Origin of the sequence: Rhizobium sp. HT1-10 (assembly GCF_049472505.1) — a bacterium.
Lineage (GTDB): Bacteria > Pseudomonadota > Alphaproteobacteria > Rhizobiales > Rhizobiaceae > Rhizobium.
Map to the genome: position 1 here is coordinate 23,312 of NZ_JBCEBQ010000002.1, position 16,545 is coordinate 39,856.

At 60.1% G+C, this 16,545-nt stretch carries 9 protein-coding genes and 1 pseudogene; 9 read left to right on the plus strand and 1 reads right to left on the minus strand.

The genetic code is table 11. The features are described from left to right. Positions 1-6 precede the first annotated feature (6 nt). From VH564_RS05260 to VH564_RS05300, 9 genes and pseudogenes are all read left to right on the plus strand, one after another. On the plus strand, positions 7-1,332 hold the full coding sequence (locus tag VH564_RS05260; protein ID WP_423338772.1) for an ABC transporter substrate-binding protein: 1,326 nt from the start codon (positions 7-9) through the stop codon (positions 1,330-1,332). 390 nt (positions 1,333-1,722) lie between these two features. Continuing rightward, complete coding sequence (locus VH564_RS05265) at positions 1,723-2,127, plus strand: host attachment family protein (RefSeq protein ID WP_423338773.1); 405 nt, start codon at positions 1,723-1,725, stop codon at positions 2,125-2,127. Between the two features lie 586 nt (positions 2,128-2,713). Then, positions 2,714-4,015 carry a glycosyltransferase gene (locus tag VH564_RS05270; protein ID WP_423338774.1) on the plus strand — a complete coding sequence of 434 codons (1,302 nt, stop codon included), beginning with the start codon at positions 2,714-2,716 and terminating at the stop codon, positions 4,013-4,015. Between the two features lie 46 nt (positions 4,016-4,061). Beyond that, a pseudogene (locus tag VH564_RS05275) lies at positions 4,062-5,252 on the plus strand (glycosyltransferase family 1 protein); the annotation flags it as partial. 47 nt (positions 5,253-5,299) lie between these two features. Next, positions 5,300-8,530, plus strand: a complete 3,231-nt coding sequence (locus tag VH564_RS05280; protein WP_423338775.1) for a glycosyltransferase — start codon at positions 5,300-5,302, stop codon at positions 8,528-8,530. Then, positions 8,527-10,779 carry a glycosyltransferase gene (locus tag VH564_RS05285; protein ID WP_423338776.1) on the plus strand — a complete coding sequence of 751 codons (2,253 nt, stop codon included), beginning with the start codon at positions 8,527-8,529 and terminating at the stop codon, positions 10,777-10,779. The genes VH564_RS05280 and VH564_RS05285 overlap by 4 nt, the downstream gene beginning before the upstream one ends. 476 nt (positions 10,780-11,255) lie before the next feature. Continuing rightward, positions 11,256-12,227: an alpha/beta fold hydrolase gene (locus tag VH564_RS05290; protein ID WP_423338777.1), complete on the plus strand. Its 972-nt coding sequence runs from the start codon at positions 11,256-11,258 to the stop codon at positions 12,225-12,227. A gap of 207 nt (positions 12,228-12,434) precedes the next feature. Further along, entirely contained in the window at positions 12,435-13,103 is a 669-nt protein-coding gene (locus VH564_RS05295; protein WP_423338778.1) for an isochorismatase family protein, read from the plus strand. Positions 13,104-13,161: 58 nt separating this feature from the next. Then, a complete protein-coding gene (locus VH564_RS05300) occupies positions 13,162-13,791 on the plus strand; it encodes a pyridoxamine 5'-phosphate oxidase family protein (protein ID WP_423338779.1) in 630 nt (209 codons plus the stop codon). Between the two features lie 34 nt (positions 13,792-13,825). On the opposite strand, the gene VH564_RS05305 is transcribed toward VH564_RS05300, so the two are convergent. Beyond that, the gene (locus tag VH564_RS05305; RefSeq protein ID WP_423338780.1) at positions 13,826-16,537 is read right to left on the minus strand and encodes an ATP-binding protein; all 2,712 of its coding nucleotides are present in this window, start codon (positions 16,535-16,537) and stop codon (positions 13,826-13,828) included. Positions 16,538-16,545 lie beyond the last annotated feature (8 nt).

Sequence of the window (16,545 nt, forward strand, 5' to 3'; positions counted from 1 at the left end):
AATGATATGACGCATATTTTCAGGAAATATCTACTGGCGGCGGCGTCCGTCGTGGCCCTTGCCGGCGCAAGCCCGGCCTTCGCGGCGACCGAACTGTCGGTGCAGCGTTTCTTCGGCGCATGCGATGCCGACTTCGGCACCAATACGGATGTGTCCAAGGCCGTTGGCGAATGCGGCATCATGACGTCGCTGATCAACAAGTTCAACGCCGACAACCCCGATGTGCATGTGAGCGTGACGACCGTCGAATGGCCGGGCTACGACCAGCTGACGGCGCAGTTCGCCGCCGGCGACCCGCCCGATATCGTCACGATCCACCAGTCGGTGCTGGGTGACTATGCCTCGAGAGGCCTGTTGATGCCTCTCGACGACGTTTTGAAATCGGTTGGCGTCGCCTCCACCGATTTCACCGACGCAAGCCTCAGCGGCGTCACCAAGGAAGGCAAGATCTACGGTCTGCCGATCGACAACTGGACTATGCTCTTTCACATCAACATGGGTCTTTTCAAGAAGGCCGGTCTCGTCAAGGCCGACGGCACGCCGATGCTGCCGACCAGTCCCGAAGAGCTTCTGGCGCAAGCCAAGCAGTTCCGGGAAAAGACCGGCAAGCCCTATTTCGTGCAGAACCTCGCCAACGAGGTCGCGCTCTACACCCGCAATCTCTACACCTACCTGTTTCAGCAGGATTCCACCTTCTTCGCCGATCCGAAGCATGTGAAACTCGATACGCCGGAGGCCCGCAAAGTCGTCGAAATGTACAAGGCGATCTTTGATAACGGCGATACGACGAAGGATCTCGACTACTCCGCCAGCATCAATGCATTTCTGGCCGGCGAAGGCGGCGTTCATCTGAACGGCACGTGGATGATCGGCGACTACACCGCGTCGTCGGAGAAGCCCGGAACCTCGCTCAACGCGGGCGGCTATGCCGTCTATCCCTACCCGCAGCTGTTCCCCGGCAAGAAGGCGCAATATGCCGACGGCCATAGCTGGGCGGTCTCCCAGAAGGATCGCTCGCCGGAGCAAACCGCAGCGATCGGCAAATTCCTGAAATTCTTCCACGACAACGATTTCGACTGGTCGCGCACCGGCCATCTGCCGGCGATCAAAGCGGTGCTGACGTCCAAGGAATTCATGGCCCTGCCGCATCGCGACACGATTTCGTCGATCGCAACGCTCGGCACGCCGCTACCCTCCGCAGTCCAGCGTCAGTTCGCCATACAGGATATCATCGGCCAGGAGATGAGTTCGGCTGTCTCCGGCCAGAAGGATGTCGGCGCTGCGCTGAAGGATATGGAATCGCGCGTCAACGATCTTCTCGGCAACCTCTAGCCGACGAAATACCTCCCAAGGTGTCAATGCCCGCCATCGGTTTCATGGCGGGCATTGGCTTTTCGACCCGACGTCACCTGGCAAGCCATAGCGCGCATCCAGCGCTGGATGGCGCTGGCGTTTCAGGTTGATGGCGCGTTCATCGGTGGCTGGCATGAATTTTGGCCTATAATTTCAAGAGGCGGTCGGGCTTCGGCGGCCACCTCTTCCACGCGGGTGAACACGCAATGTTTGTGGACGATCCTCGCGTCAGACAGGTTTGAGATCCCGCTGATGCCGTAGTTTGTCGGGCCTCAGCCGGAACGGATCGTCTGTAGCGAGGTTATGTCTGGGATAGAAACGCGCAGGGGGCGGTCATGTGCACTTGCGCTGCTTACCAAGGAGATCAACATGAACCTTCCACAAAACACAGTGGTTGCCGTAGCCGATGGCGAAAAGCTTAGCCTTTTCCGGAATGACGGCGATGCCGCGACCGTCACTCTGACAGCGTTGCCTGATCCGGCGATCGATAGCTCGAAGATCTCTTCCGGCGGCCGTCATTCCAGCAGCTCCGCCAATCCCAACGACAGTCAGCAAGACGAAGACGGATTTGGCGCGGGTGTTACGGAGATGCTGAACAAGCAGGTGCTCGAGGGGAAGATCAAGAGCCTTGTCATCATTGCGGCACCGCGCACGCTGGGTGAGATGCGCAAGGGCTACCATAAGTCGCTGTCGGACGTTCTTATTGGAGAACTAGCTAAGGATCTGACTGGCCATTCTGTGCAGGATATCGAGAAAGCACTCGCTGCCGCTTAGAGCGGAGTTTTGACTCGATTGGATCACCCGGTTGGCCGAGATCGAGTAGGGCGGACCTTAGTCCGGGGATAATGGCGATGTATGCGGTGCCTGTCCCCGGATTGTTGACGAACGGCCGCGGTCTTCGAGGGAATGCGTCGTCTCCGAATGCTATTACAAAATTGGGGGTGTTATCAGGGCCGAGGCGCACGCATGGTCCACGAGACTTGAACCTGTCCCCAGCGTAGACCGACTGCCAGTTGTCGAGTCAAGTTAGATCGTTTCGATCCCCACACCCCCACGCATGCCACTCTCAGGCTCGTTGCCACCATCCCATAGCTGAAGCTTTCGTGGCATCGGAGACGACAAGCTGCACACCTCTCTAGTTGTGAGCTTTCAGGAGGTTGTCCATTCGGAGCAATTTAGGAGACTGGAGTTACCGCATCTCAGCTTTCCAAGATCACTCCAAATGAACATTCACAGAAAGCGGCGGTCCTCAGATCACGCCTCATACGCCTCTCTGGCGTAGAAATAATTCGGAACTTAACTTCCTAAAAGCTGTTGTGGAACACGACATTGTGACGACAGCTGAAAGATGCAGTCCGGGATGAAGCCCGGTGGCCTTTATGCGCATCTTTGGATGCAGCTTGTGGCGTGGATGGAGATGGCAACTTCTATTCGCGTTCGGCGGTCAGGACCGTGCGCTCCTCTACAAAATCGTGAAGGACGGCTAAGCATGAAAGACAGACGTCTGGTCGTCATCAGTGACTATCAAGGTGGCGATAACTTTGATGGTGCGGTCCCTACGGTCGCTGAATTCCTTGAGCAGTGGATGGTCGGCAGGCGTGGGGAAAGTCCAGGAACTAACTCGTCGCAGGATAGCGTCGAGGTGAAGGGCGGCTATATCGAGCGGCTGCCGCTTGCTGCGCTGAAAGCCGACCTTGTGGACTGTGCGGAGGTCTGGACCCATTGGCGCGGGGAAACGCCGCCCTCTGACTGGCGGAGTGCGGCCAGTCCCTGGCTCACTCGTCGGGCCTTCCAGTTGAATGGTCCGGAGGCACCTTTCTCGTCGAACGACATGCTTGCTCACATAAAGGCCTTTGGACCGCCCGAAATTCTGTGCGTCTGGGGGCTCGGGGTGAGCGAAGACATTCTTCTTGCCTGCAACGAGAGTTTCAAGATCTACAATTCCATCGATGCACCGGCGCTCCGCATTCCTTTTGAGGTCAGCCGCCACTTCGATCTCGTTTTGACCGGCGCCGAATGGCAGTCCGCAGCGGTGCTGGCACGTCATCCGGAAATACAGACGGCGGTCATGCCGGTCGGTCCGGAATTTGCTTCAGATCTGACGTTTCGGCCGCTGGGCCTTCCTAAAATCTACGACGTCATCTACGTCGCGGCGGCACAGGCCTACAAGCGTCACGACATCCTGTTCGATGCGTTGGTAAGGTTGCCGCGCAGCATCCGTACCCTTTGCGTTTTCGGCTACGGCGAACTGGCGGAGAACCTGCGCCAACGGGCCGATGCATCGGGTCTGAACATCGATTTCGTCGGGCCGCCCGGTGTGGACTTCGAGGAGGTCAATCGGCTGATGAACCAGTCCCGCATCGGTGTCGTCTGCGGCATCGACGACGGAGCGCCCGCGATCCTCACGGAATACATGCTGGCCGGCATCCCGGTACTCGCCAACGATGCGCTAAGCTGCGGACTGCAATACATCACCGATCTGACGGGGGCGACAGCCAGCGCCGACCGTTTTCACGATGGCATCTCCGATATGCTGGCACGCCTGGATACCTTCACCCCGCGCGAGATCGTTCAGGCAAACTGGACATGGCCTCACACCGTCAGGAGGCTAGCGCCATTTCTGCAGAATTTTGAGAGGGCGGCTTTCAACCGGTGGAACTAAGGGATTCCTAGCTGGTTGCAGGTTTCACTACTTGGAGAGGAACCCAATGAACCTGCTGAATCCCATACCGCGCACCTCGGAATCCCGCATCCTCGACAAGGCGCCCCTTGTCTGTTTCTCTCATCTCCGATGGGATTTCGTGCTGCAGAGACCCCAGCATCTGATGCAGCGATTTTCACAGCAGCGGCAGGTTTTCTTCTTCGAGGAATACATCCCGACCGACCATCATCTCGCCTATCTCGAGATCCACCCGTTTGCCGGCACGACCGTCAAGTCGGTACGCCCGAGGATTCCCCATTGGTGGGACGAGGCGGATCGGCAGGATGCGCTCGGCTATCTGCTGGACGAACTGCTCGAACTCCATGGTGGCGTGAAACCCATCCTCTGGTACTACACGCCGTTGATGTACGCCTTTTCTGCGCATATCGACGCTGAGGCCGTGGTCTACGACTGCATGGACGAACTTGCCAATTTCAAGTTCGCACCGGTGCAGTTGAAAGACGCCGAGAGGGCGCTGATGGCGCGTGCGGATGCCGTGTTCACTGGCGGCGTGAGTCTTTTTGAGGCAAAGCGCGACAAGCATGACAACATCCACGCCTTTCCCTCCAGCGTCGATATCGAGCATTTCCGTGCCACGCGTAACGGCATGGCGGAACCGGCGGATCAGGCCGCAGTCCCGGGGCCGAAGCTCGGCTATTACGGGGTGATCGACGAACGGCTTGATCTGGGCCTTATTGCCGCAGTCTCCAGGGCACGACCAGATCTCTCGCTGATCTTTCTCGGTCCTGTCGTCAAGATCTCGCAGGAAGAACTGCCGCGTGCGGCGAATATCCACTATCTCGGTCTCAAGTCCTATGCCGACCTGCCGGCCTATCTTTCCGGCTGGGACGCCGCTCTCATGCCGTTCGCGCTGAACGAGGCGACACGCTTCATAAGTCCGACAAAGACGCCAGAATATCTCGCAGCAGGGCGACCGGTGGTCAGCACCCGGGTAACAGATGTCGCACGCGCCTACGGCAACCTTGAGGGCGTCTTTCTCGCCACAGGATCAGAAGACTTCGTTGCCGCCTGCGACAGGGCGATTGCGCTGGCTGGCGAGAGCAGCGAGTGGCTGCGCGAAGTGGACGCGATGCTGATCCGCTCCTCCTGGGACAAGACTTTCCACCTCATGTCGGACATCGTGGCACAATCGATGATCTCTAGCGCCCGCAGGCAGGTCCACCCGTTGACCCATCATCCCCTGGCAGAAGAGATCGGCGCGACAGCCACGGTCGGGGGCAAGTAATGCCCCGCATTCTGCTGGCAACCGACAGTCTCGATCCGTCGGGAATGGGAGAGCACATGCTTGCCCTTGGCCGTGCCTTGGACGAGCGATGGGATGTGACCCTGGCGCTGCTGTCGGGAGAACGCAGCCCATTGCTAACCCGCGCCCTCAGGTACGGTATGAGCGTAAAGCGCCTCAACTCGAAAGAAGACTTTACGACATGGCTGAGCAGAAACGCCTTCGATCTCCTGCACGTGCATGCCGGTATCGGTTGGGAAGGGCACCGGCTCACCGCTGCGGGAATTGAGCGTGGCATCCCCGTCATCCGCACCGAGCATCTTCCCTATCTCCTCACCCATCCCGACCAGGTTGAAGAATACCGCCGACAGATCGAAGCGATCGGCCACCACATCGTCGTCTCCGATGCCTCCCGGAAGAGCTTCGTCGACCACATCGCTGGAGACAGGCTGAGCGTCGTCAGGAACGGCATATACCCGCTCCAGCCGCAGGAATCGGCAACCGACGTCAAGACAGAGATGGATCTGGATGGCCGGACAGTTCTCCTCACAGTGGCGCGGTTTTCGACCCAGAAGGATCACGCGACGCTGTTGCGCGCCCTGCCGGACGTTGTCTCAGCCCATCCGTCGGCCATGCTGCTCCTCGTCGGCTCCGGTGATGAGCAGGAAGCCACCGAGGCGCTCGTCTCGACCCTCGGGATGTCCGGCCATGTGCGCTTCCTCGGCCAGAGACAGGATGTCGCCGACATCATGAACATCGCCGATCTGTTCGTCCTTCCATCGCGCTTCGAAGGCCTGCCGTTGGCGGTTCTCGAAGCCATGTCGCTCGGCATCCCCGTCGTAGCCACACGTGTCGGCGGGACCGTAGAGGCACTCGGCGAGCATCACGACCTCTTCGCCACGGCGGGCGACCCCGTATCCCTCGCTGCTGTCACTAAAGCGGCGCTTGCCGACCCCGACCGGGCAGCACGCACGGGCGGAGCCGGCCGCGCACGCTTCGAGACCAACTTTTCCGCAGCCCGGATGGCAGCGGAAACGGCCGCAATCTACGACCGCGTTCTCCAGGAACCGGCAATACCTATGCAAAAGGATACAGCTATGAAAAAGACGCGTCTCGCCTTCATCGGCGTCGGAGGCATTGCGCAACGGCATCTGGACATTCTCGCCACCTTCGACGACGTCGAACTGGTGGGCTTTGCCGATCCCGACCTCGAACGCGCCGACCGTGCCGCCATGCGGTTCGGTACACGGTCTTTCCGGCACCACAAGGACATGCTCGACGAGCAGCGCCCCGACGCGGTCTATGTCTGCGTACCGCCGTTTGCCCACGGTGAACCCGAGCATGATCTGATCGCGCGCGGCATCCCGTTCTTCGTCGAAAAGCCTGTGTCGCTCGACCTTGAGACGGCAGAGGCGATTTCGGCAGCAGTGGCGGCGAAGGGCATCATCACGGCGGTCGGCTACCACTGGCGCTATCTCGACACCGTCGACGAGGCGCGCGCATTGCTTGAACACAACCCCGCGCAGCTGCTGTCCGGTTACTGGCTCGATTCCACGCCGCCGCCGCAATGGTGGTGGAAGCAGGACAAGTCGGGCGGACAGATCGTCGAGCAGACGACCCATCTCCTCGACCTCATCCGCTTCCTGATCGGCGACGTTCGGGAGGTCTACGGCCGCGTCGGACACACAGACAGAGCCGAATTTCCGGGCCTCGACGTGCCGACGGTGACAACGGCAAGCCTTACCTTCGAGAACGGCGTGGTCGCCAACATCGCCTCCACCTGCCTGCTCGGCTGGAACCACCGTGTCGGCCTGCACATCTTTGCCGACCGGCTCGCCATCGAATTGACGGACCGCGACATCATGATCGATACCGGGCGAGGACGGCCGACACGCGGCGCCGATGGCGACCCCGTCTGGCGCGAGGACCGCGATTTCATCGATGCCGTCAGCGGCGGCGAAAACCGCATCCGGTGCCCCTATGGCGATGCCGTGGCGACCCACCGTCTGGCTCTGGCCGTCATGGCGTCTGCCGAGAGCGGCGAAGCCGTTCGTCTCGACATGCCCGATACCAAGCGGCCTGCGCCAGCGCCCCTGCAGTTTCAGCCGCGTCCGGAAATCCACCACGGAATGCCGCCAGGCCACCGCAAGATCCGCTCGCTCGGTATCGAGGGACCGGGACGGCCCTATTTCTTCGAATACGAGGAGGGCCCGCCAGCCGATGGCCAGGTGAGGCTGGAGACCTTGTTCACGGGCCTGTCCGCAGGAACCGAACTGACCTTCCTCAAGAACACCAATCCCTATTTCCGGTCGCGCTTCGACAGCGATCGCGGCGTCTTCATCGGCAACGAAGCGGATCTCCATTATCCCGTTCCGTTCCTCGGTTACATGGAAGTTGCGCGGGTGTCCGAATCCCGGGCGACGGGTTTTGCCGAGGGCGCCGTCGTCGCCTCCGCTTATGCCCACAAGACCGGCCATACCGCCAACCCCTATCATGACGTGCTGATCCAAATGCCTGACGGCATCGATCCTCTCCTCGGCGTCCTTGTCGCCCAGATGGGTCCGATCGCCGCCAATGGTATCCTGCACGCCGACGCATTGGCCTACGGCGCCCATGTCCCGGGCCTCGGGGCTGGCGTCAAGGACCGGCCGGTCCTCGTCATCGGTGCCGGCACCGTCGGGTTGATGACGGCCCTGTTTGCGCAAGCGCTCGGGGCGTCCGACGTCGTCATCGCCGACCCGAACGAATTTCGCCGCCGCAAGGCGGAGGCGATGGGCCTGACGGCGATGACCGAAGACCACGCCTGGAACCACGCAAAAGCCCGCTGGCATGACGGTGCCATGGGGCGCGGTGCCGATATCGTCTTCCAGACGCGTGCCCATTCGGACAGTTTGCACACGGCTCTGAAGTCGCTCCGCCCGCAGGGCACGGTCATCGACCTTGCCTTCTATCAGGGCGGCGCCGATGCCCTGCGGCTCGGCGAGGAGTTTCACCACAACGGCCTCAACATCGTTTGTGCGCAGATCAACCGCGTGCCGCGCGGTCTCGCGCCCCTCTGGGACAGACGCCGGCTTGCCCTGGCAACGATCGACCTGCTGAAAGCGAGAGGCAGCGATATTCGTGAGCACATGATCACCCACGTCATACCGATGAACGATGCGCCGGCCTTCCTCACCGATCTTGTCGAAAATAGACCTGATTTCCTGCAGGTCGTCTTTCAGGTGAGCCAATGACTTCGGATGCCTCCCCGGTAAGGATACTGTTCGTCTTCGCCTGGCTCGTCGTCGGCGGAGAAGAGACGGAGGTGCGCCTGCTGGCAGAGAACCTTGATCGGCGCCGCTACCGCATCGATGTCGTGGCATGCTTCCGCAAGGAGGGGATGCCCGAGCAGACTCATGAACAGTTGCGAGCCCTGGGCGTCGATGTCGACACAAGACCCTATGACCTCTCCTTCGAAGATACGGTCGGCTATCTCTCCGAAAAGGCAGCAGGCTATGATATCGTCGTTTCCTGCCAGAATGTTGCCGACATCTACCCTGCCCTCGAACGGATGCATCTGCGGCCGCCGCTGATCGAACATGGTGGCCTGGTGTCCGAGGCCCTCGCCGGACCGAAGCACCTGACGACCCGCTATGTCGGCGTCTGCCGCTCGATCAGAGATGCTGCGGCGTTGGGCATGCCGGGGCGCGAGCAGCATGCCGTTGAAATACCTTCGATGGTGGATCTGACGGCCTTCGGCTTGACCCGACGCGCCACCTTGCGCGCCAGCCTTAACATCACCCAAAACCAGACGCTGATCGGTTGGGTCGGGCGCCTCGACCCTAAGAAGAACGTAGCCGATTTCATCAAGGCGGCGGCGCTGGTGTCTTCCAAGGATCCCAACGCCCGCTTCGTCATAGTCGGTGGCCCCGATGCCTTCATGCCAGACTATGCTGCTCACCTCCGCGATCTTGCGCAGAGCCTTGGCCTCGGCGGCAAGCTCGCTTTTCTCGGCGATCGCAAGGATGTCGCAGAGCTGCTGTCGACCTTCGATATCTTCGTCTGGCTGTCCGAGGGGGAAGGTATGCCGCACGTGATCGCGGAAGCCGGCGCTTGGTCCTTGCCTGTCATTGCCACGCCCGACAACGGCGCACTGCAGCAGATCGACGATGGTGTTTCTGGCCTCTTCGTGCCCTACCACGATCACGTTGCCGTGGCTGAAACAATTGCGTACCTCGTTTCCAATCCGACGATCCGCCACCAGCTCGGCTCCGCCCTGCGCCGGAAAGTCGAGGAAACCTACGCCGTCGAAACTGTTATTCCGCAGTGGGAGAGGTTGTTTGCCGCAGTGCTCGCCGAACGCATGCCAGCGTCACCTACGGGCCTTTTCAAATCGTTTCTGCAGGGTGGGTTCGAATGCTCCACGCACAGGCTGCGGCCGCGAGAGGGCGAGGTTAAGGGCAAACGGCTCGACATGATCGCGTCCATCGGACATGACCGCTATGCGGAACAGGATTACCAGCAGCTGGCCGGCCTCGGCGTCCGCACCGTGCGCGACGGCTTTCGCTGGCATCTGATCGACAGGTCCGGCGGCTACGACTGGTCGAGCATCAGGCCGATGATGATGGCTGCTGCCGCGACAGGCACCCAGGTCATCTGGGACCTGCTGCATTACGGCCTGCCGGACGATGTCGACATCTGGTCACCGGCATTCGTGGAGCGTTTCGCGCTTTTTGCGCGCGAAAGCGCGCACATCATGCGTGAGGAAACCGACCAGATACCATTTTACTGCCCCGTTAACGAAGTCTCGTTTTTCTCATGGGCCGGGGGAGACGCGGGTTATCTCAATCCGTTTGCTCATGGACGGGGCTTCGAGCTCAAGGTACAGCTCGCGCGCGCCGCCATCGCTGCCATGGACGCTATCCATTCAGTAGACCCGCGTGCCCGCTTCGTTCATTGCGATCCGATTATCAACGTCGTCACCGACCCCTCTCGCCCTTGGGAAGCAGGTGTGGCCGGTGGTCACCATCAATCGCAATTCCAGGGTTGGGACCTGATTTCGGGCCGCATCTGGCCGCAGATCGGCGGCCACGAGGGCTATCTCGACATCATCGGCGTCAATTACTATTTCAACAATCAGTGGATCCACGGCGGTCCACCTATCGATCATGGCCATCGGCTCTACAAGCCGCTGAGTAAGCTCCTGGCTGAGACCTATGCCCGCTACGGAAGACCCATCCTGATCGCGGAAACCGGGATCGAGGATGACCGGCGCGCATCGTGGTTCCAGTATGTGTCAGATGAGGCAAAGCGCGCGCTGCAACTGGGGGTTCCCTTGGAAGGTCTCTGCCTCTATCCCGTCGTCGACCACCCCGGCTGGGACGATGAAAGGCCATGCCACAACGGTCTCCTGTCCGCGCACGTCACTTCGACTGGCCGCGATGTACATCAGCCGCTGTTGGATCGGCTCACCGGCTTTATAAGGAGTCGCGACACAACTTGAGGTACCTTAGCTTGGATTGACGAGACGTTGGAGCGGGCGAAGAACTCTATCACGTGGTGGACAAGGCGGTCACATACTTGCGAGTAAGGTGGCTCTAAGACGGGTTATTTTGGCTGGTTGCAGGCAACGTCTCGTGAGGCGTTCCTAGTATGCTTGCGCCTTCAAGGTGATTGGACCCAGAACCAGCAAACGCATGCACCTACTCCGCTGTTTTCCGGAAGAAATCTTCACCGAAACCGATGTCGCTTGCGGTCGCTAAAAAAGCCTAGCAAGCTGGTCGTGCTTCCAAAGACGTTGCTTTGATGTATCAGCCTTTGCCCGGGTCGAGCGGCTCATGCCGCTCATAACGCCTTTACCCTCGGCAGGCAGTTCAACTTTTTACCCTTATTTATCCCAGTGCCCAAGACCGCCGATGGTAGTCCTTTTTCCAGAGGTGCTGATGTTCGATCTGCACCCATTTTGGAAAGCTGAGGATCATGAAAAACCATCTCATTGGCACCATCGCACTTCTTATGGCGATCACTCCCGTTGCAGCCGAAGCCCGCTGCGTGCCCAACAACGCAGTCATCGCCGCGAAGGCTGTTCCCGTCATAAACTACAAAAGCACGACCATCGACGGCGTGAAGGTCTTCTATCGCGAAGCCGGCCCGAAAGACGCGCCGGTCCTCCTGCTCCTGCACGGATTTCCGACCTCGTCGCACATGTTCCGCAACCTCATTCCCCTGCTCGCTGACCGCTACCGGGTGATTGCGCCTGACTATCCCGGCTACGGCCAGAGTGACGCGCCCGACCACACCAAGTTCGATTACACGTTTTCGAACCTGACCAACATCGTCGACAAGCTGACCGAAAAGGTCGGAGCCGATCGCTACAGCATGTACGTCATGGACTACGGCGCACCGATTGGATATCGGCTCGCGCTCAAGCACCCCGAGCGGGTTGAGTCAATGATCGTGCAGAACGGCAACGCTTATACCGAAGGTCTCGCCGCGTTCTGGGATCCGATCAAGGCCTATTGGGCCGAAAAGACGCCAGAACGTAGGGAAGCGCTCGCCGGCCTGGTTACGCTCGAGACCACCAAGTTCCAATACACTGACGGGATGGGCGATGTCGCACATATCAGCCCCGACAACTGGGTGGTCGATCAGGCCTTGCTCGATCGACCGGGCAATAAGGACATCCAGCTGGATCTCCTGGGCGACTACGGCAGCAATGTGCCGCTCTACCCGCAGTTCCAGGCCTTCTTCCGTGAGCGCCAACCGCCGACGCTGATCGTCTGGGGCAAGAACGACAAGATCTTCCCCGAACCGGGCGCGCATCCCTATCTTCGCGATCTCCCCAACGCCGAGATGCACATTCTCGATAGTGGCCACTTCGCCCTTGAGGACAAGCTCGACGTGATGGCGCCGCTCATCCGCAATTTCCTCGACCGCAAGGTCTGCAAGTAATCCTTGCGCGGGGCCACCGGCCCCGCGCCCCCCTTAAAGGGAATAGATTATGAGCGACCCCGTTTTGGACACCCAGGCGACTGGGACGCCATCCCTTTCGATCATCCTCGTGCACGGCGCTTTCGTGGACCGCCCACCGACCGGGCAATGCGCGACATCCAGTCGCGAAACGTAACTCAGTAGCTGATCCCGAGAGGTAAGCCGATCATGTACAACAGCAAATCCAAGTCGAGCGTCCTTCCAAGCGGCGGCGGCGTGACGCTCATTGATCCCACCGATGCGCTGATCCTGCTTCTCGATCACCAGTCGGGGTTGTTCCAGACAGTGAAGGACATATCGGTCTCCGATCTCCGTCGCAATGTGGAGACGATCGCCAGGCTAGCAACGCTTTTGAATATCCCGGTTGTAACCACTGCCTTGGGACCTGCCGGCACCAATGGTCCCCTCATGCCGGAGATCCACGAGTTGGCTCCGCATGCCGTCTATGTACCGCGCAAGGGCGAAGTGAATGCATGGGACAATGACAATTTCGTCGCCCAAGTGCGCTCGACCGGACGCAACACGCTCATCATGGCAGGCGCCTGCAACAGTGTCTGCGTGATGTTTCCAGCGCTGGACGCCCGCGCCGCAGGTTACGACGTCTATGCGGTCCTCGATGCGTCCGGAGATCCGAGCGAAATGGCCTCTCGGATTTCGCTTGCCCGCTTCGTGCAAGGCGGCGTAAAGCCGACATTGACCAAGGCATTGCTGTCCGAGCTTCATCGCACCTGGGCGCGGCCCGAGGCTGCTGAACTCGGCGAGCTTTACAGACTCGTCGAGCCCAACGATATGGCCGTGGCCGAGAGCTGTGCGCAGGCGCAGCAGGCCCCGAGATAGGCAATCACCCCTGTCCCGCCAGCACCTGCGAACTGACATCGTAAAAGGGAGACTCGATATGACTTACGGTTTCATGGATATCGCGATCACGCCTGCAGTTCGCCGGACGCAAGCGGAAATGGGAGCGGATCGTCTTTGGTCCGATTTCAAGGGGCACCGCGAATTCGACCGGTTCTCGATGAGAGAAGCCGCGTTTATCGCAGAGCGCGACAGCTTCTACATGGCCTCGGTTTCGGAAACGGGCTGGCCCTATGTCCAGCATCGCGGTGGGCCTGCGGGCTTTCTCAAGGTCCTCGACGATCGTACGCTCGCCTTTGTCGACTACCGCGGCAATCGCCAGTATATCAGCACCGGCAATCTGGCTGAGAACGACCGGACATGCCTGTTTCTGATAGACTATCCTTCTCGCTCCCGCCTGAAGATCTATGCCCGTGCTGAAAAATTGGCGCTTGACGCCGACCCGGTTCTCACAGCGACAATCACCGACGAGGGTTACGGCGCCAAGGCAGAACGCATTTTCAGGCTGAAACTTGAGGCGTTCGACTGGAACTGCCCACAGCATATCGTGCCGCGCTACACCGAAGCTGAATTCCTGACGGCTTCGCAGCACCTTCTGGACAAGGTCGCTCAGCTTGAACGCGACAATGCGGCCCTCCGGGAGCGCATCGACGCGCAACGACGAGATTGAGCGGCGGAAATTGTAGAGCCAGGATTCCACCGGGTCAGCGTAAGTCCAGAGCAGCCATGGCAAGCTGGGTCCGCTTGGTTGCTGCGCCTGCGCCAATGGCGCAAGCGCAATCCAAAGACTTCTGGAAATAGCGCATTGCTTCGTGTGGACGGGCGGCTCCAGCTTCGATCATCCCCGCGACGCGCCAGAGATCCGGATGCCACCAACGCTCCTCTCGAATCCCGATTTCGCCTAGCACGGCGCGCAGACTAGCCTTCGCCAGCTGCATCTCGCCTGCAGCAAGATAGGCCTCCGCCAATAAACTCCGGTAGAAAGGGACGCGAGCACGCCAACCGCCCCGCAGCAACCCGGCGATACTGTCTTGCATCAAAGTGAAACCGGCTTTGTCCCCTCGAGCCGACTGGATTGCGCCGGCGAAAAATGTGGCTGTCCTCTCGTAGATGCCGACGCTTTCGCGCCGGCTGACATCGGCCAGCTGGCGCTGAAGCTGCGAAGCATTTTCCAGATCGCCCTCTACAAAAGCGATCGGTAAAGCCGCCAGCGAGATCGCATTCCCCAAAGAAATCATGTGATCGAGATCGGCCGCTCGGTCGATGGCACGGCCGGCCAGACCGGAAGCGCGCTCAGGGTCGCCCTGTAACCAGGACAAGAATGCCTGAGACAGACGAATGGCAACGGGCAAATCGACCTGGAACCGGGACAGTCCATGCCCCTCTTCCAGGTTACCCCAGTCATTCATCAGCGTCTGTAAATGGTGCGACGCAGAGTCCAACTCGCCGGCGTAGATCTTGATGTGCGCCAACAGGCGCTTGCCGTCGGGCGCTGTCGCCCAGTCCAAACCGCTTGTAGCGGCGAATCCGTTCATGCTGCGCAATGCCTGGCGCGGCCGGCCGGAATAGGCCAGAAAGACGGCCTGTCCGCACACCGAACGGATTTGAAATTCGGCATTTCCCGAAGCGCTTGCATGAAAGATGCTTTCGCGCCAGGCGTCACTGGTTTGCGGGTGCATGTGACGCGCCAGCGTCATGGCCCAGGCCTGCGCGGTGGATAGCTTGACTCGGCCGAGCGGCGCGAGCGCTGATAGTGCTGAGCTGCGCGCGCTTGCAATGTCGATAGCCGCCAGCATTTCCCTGAAAGCCGAAAGTTCTTGCCACAGGGGCAATGCAGCGACCACGAGTTCGACGCCCAGTTCAGCGTCGCCGGCGGGATCAAACGCCCAGCTTATCGCGGCACGGACATCGTCGATCTGCCTCCGATATTTCCCCAACCATTCGCGAGACGTCTGTGAAAACCATTCCCTCTCGGCGATCTGGAGCTTGTCCCTGATCCGGATGGCAAATTGTCGTCTGGCTTCCTCTCTGTAGCGTGAACCAAAGAGACGCCGCGCAGCATAGGTGCCGGTGCTCTCGGCCAGCCTGTAATGCAGAGTTCCGCCGTCGTAATGCGCGGAGAGCAGTGATTTTGCCACCAGCTGCGACAGGGCATCACGTCCTGCCATCGGCTCAAGGCCGCCGGCGGAATACATGGCCTCTGCGTCGTCGGCGTTGAACCGTCCCGAAAACACCGACAGCAGGCCGAGCAAGATAGCCTCGCGGTCGGGAAGAAGACGATAGCTCCAGTCCAGCGTGGCCTCCAGCGACTGATGGCGCAAAGGTGCATCCCTTGCTCCGCGGCCCATCGCGTCAAAGCCATCCTTAAATAGGCCATCTAGTGCTGAGGGAGCAAGGACACTGGCCGTGCCGGCGGCCAATTCGATCGCGAGTGCCAAGCCGTCCAGCCGTGTGCAGATTGAGACGACACTGCGAACGTATTCGACCGTTGGTTCTGAAACTTCAACACCATGAGCCGTCGACATGAAGAGCTGAATCGCAGGAAACCGAAGCGCGTCGGTCGTGGAGAGTTCAGTCGTCTGGTCCGGATAAGCGAGCCCGGAGAGAAAATGGATTTGCTCGTGTCTCGTCCGCAGCGGCTCGCGGCTGGTCCCGAGGATACGAGCACCCGGCACCTCTGCTGACATCCGTTCGACAATCGTCGCTGCCATTGCAATGACGTGCTCGCAATTGTCGATGATGAGAAGCAGTTTGTTGCTTCTAAGGAGATCGATCGCACCCGCGATCGGATCGTCCAATCCGAGGGAAATGCCGAGAGCGGAAGCTATTGCTGGCACCACAAATCGGGGATCGGTGACTGTAGAGAGATCCACGAAGGCAATGGCTTTGCCTTCGCTGCAGCAATGCTGAGCAACGGTAACCGCAAGTGACGTCTTTCCGGCTCCGCCTGGCCCGACGATGGTCACATAACCCGGTTGATCAAGCTGCTCGGAGATTTGGCGGATCGCGTCATCGCGGCCGAGGAGCTGCCGCACCTCCGGTGGAACCGTATAATGGCTCGTGACTGGTGCAGCATGCCGTGCTCTCGCTGGGCGGTTGTCCTCCACTGCGGCGACGAACTTGTAGCCGCGGCCAGCGATCGTTGCGATGTATTCTGCTGCGGGATCGAGTTCGGCCAGCGAGCGTCGAAGGTTGCCGACATTGACCTTCAAGTTATGGTCGTGGACGATATAGTCCGGCCATACGTGCGAGAACAGATCGGCTTTACTCACAACCTCGCCAGCCCGCGCCACGAGCAGGGTCAGTATATCGAACCCTCTCCCACCCAGCGCGACAGACTGCCCCTTGTACAAGAGGGCTTGGGCCTCAGGTAACAGGCGGAAGTCGCCGAACTGGTAAGCCTTGTGCTTCGACAAGGCCTGGG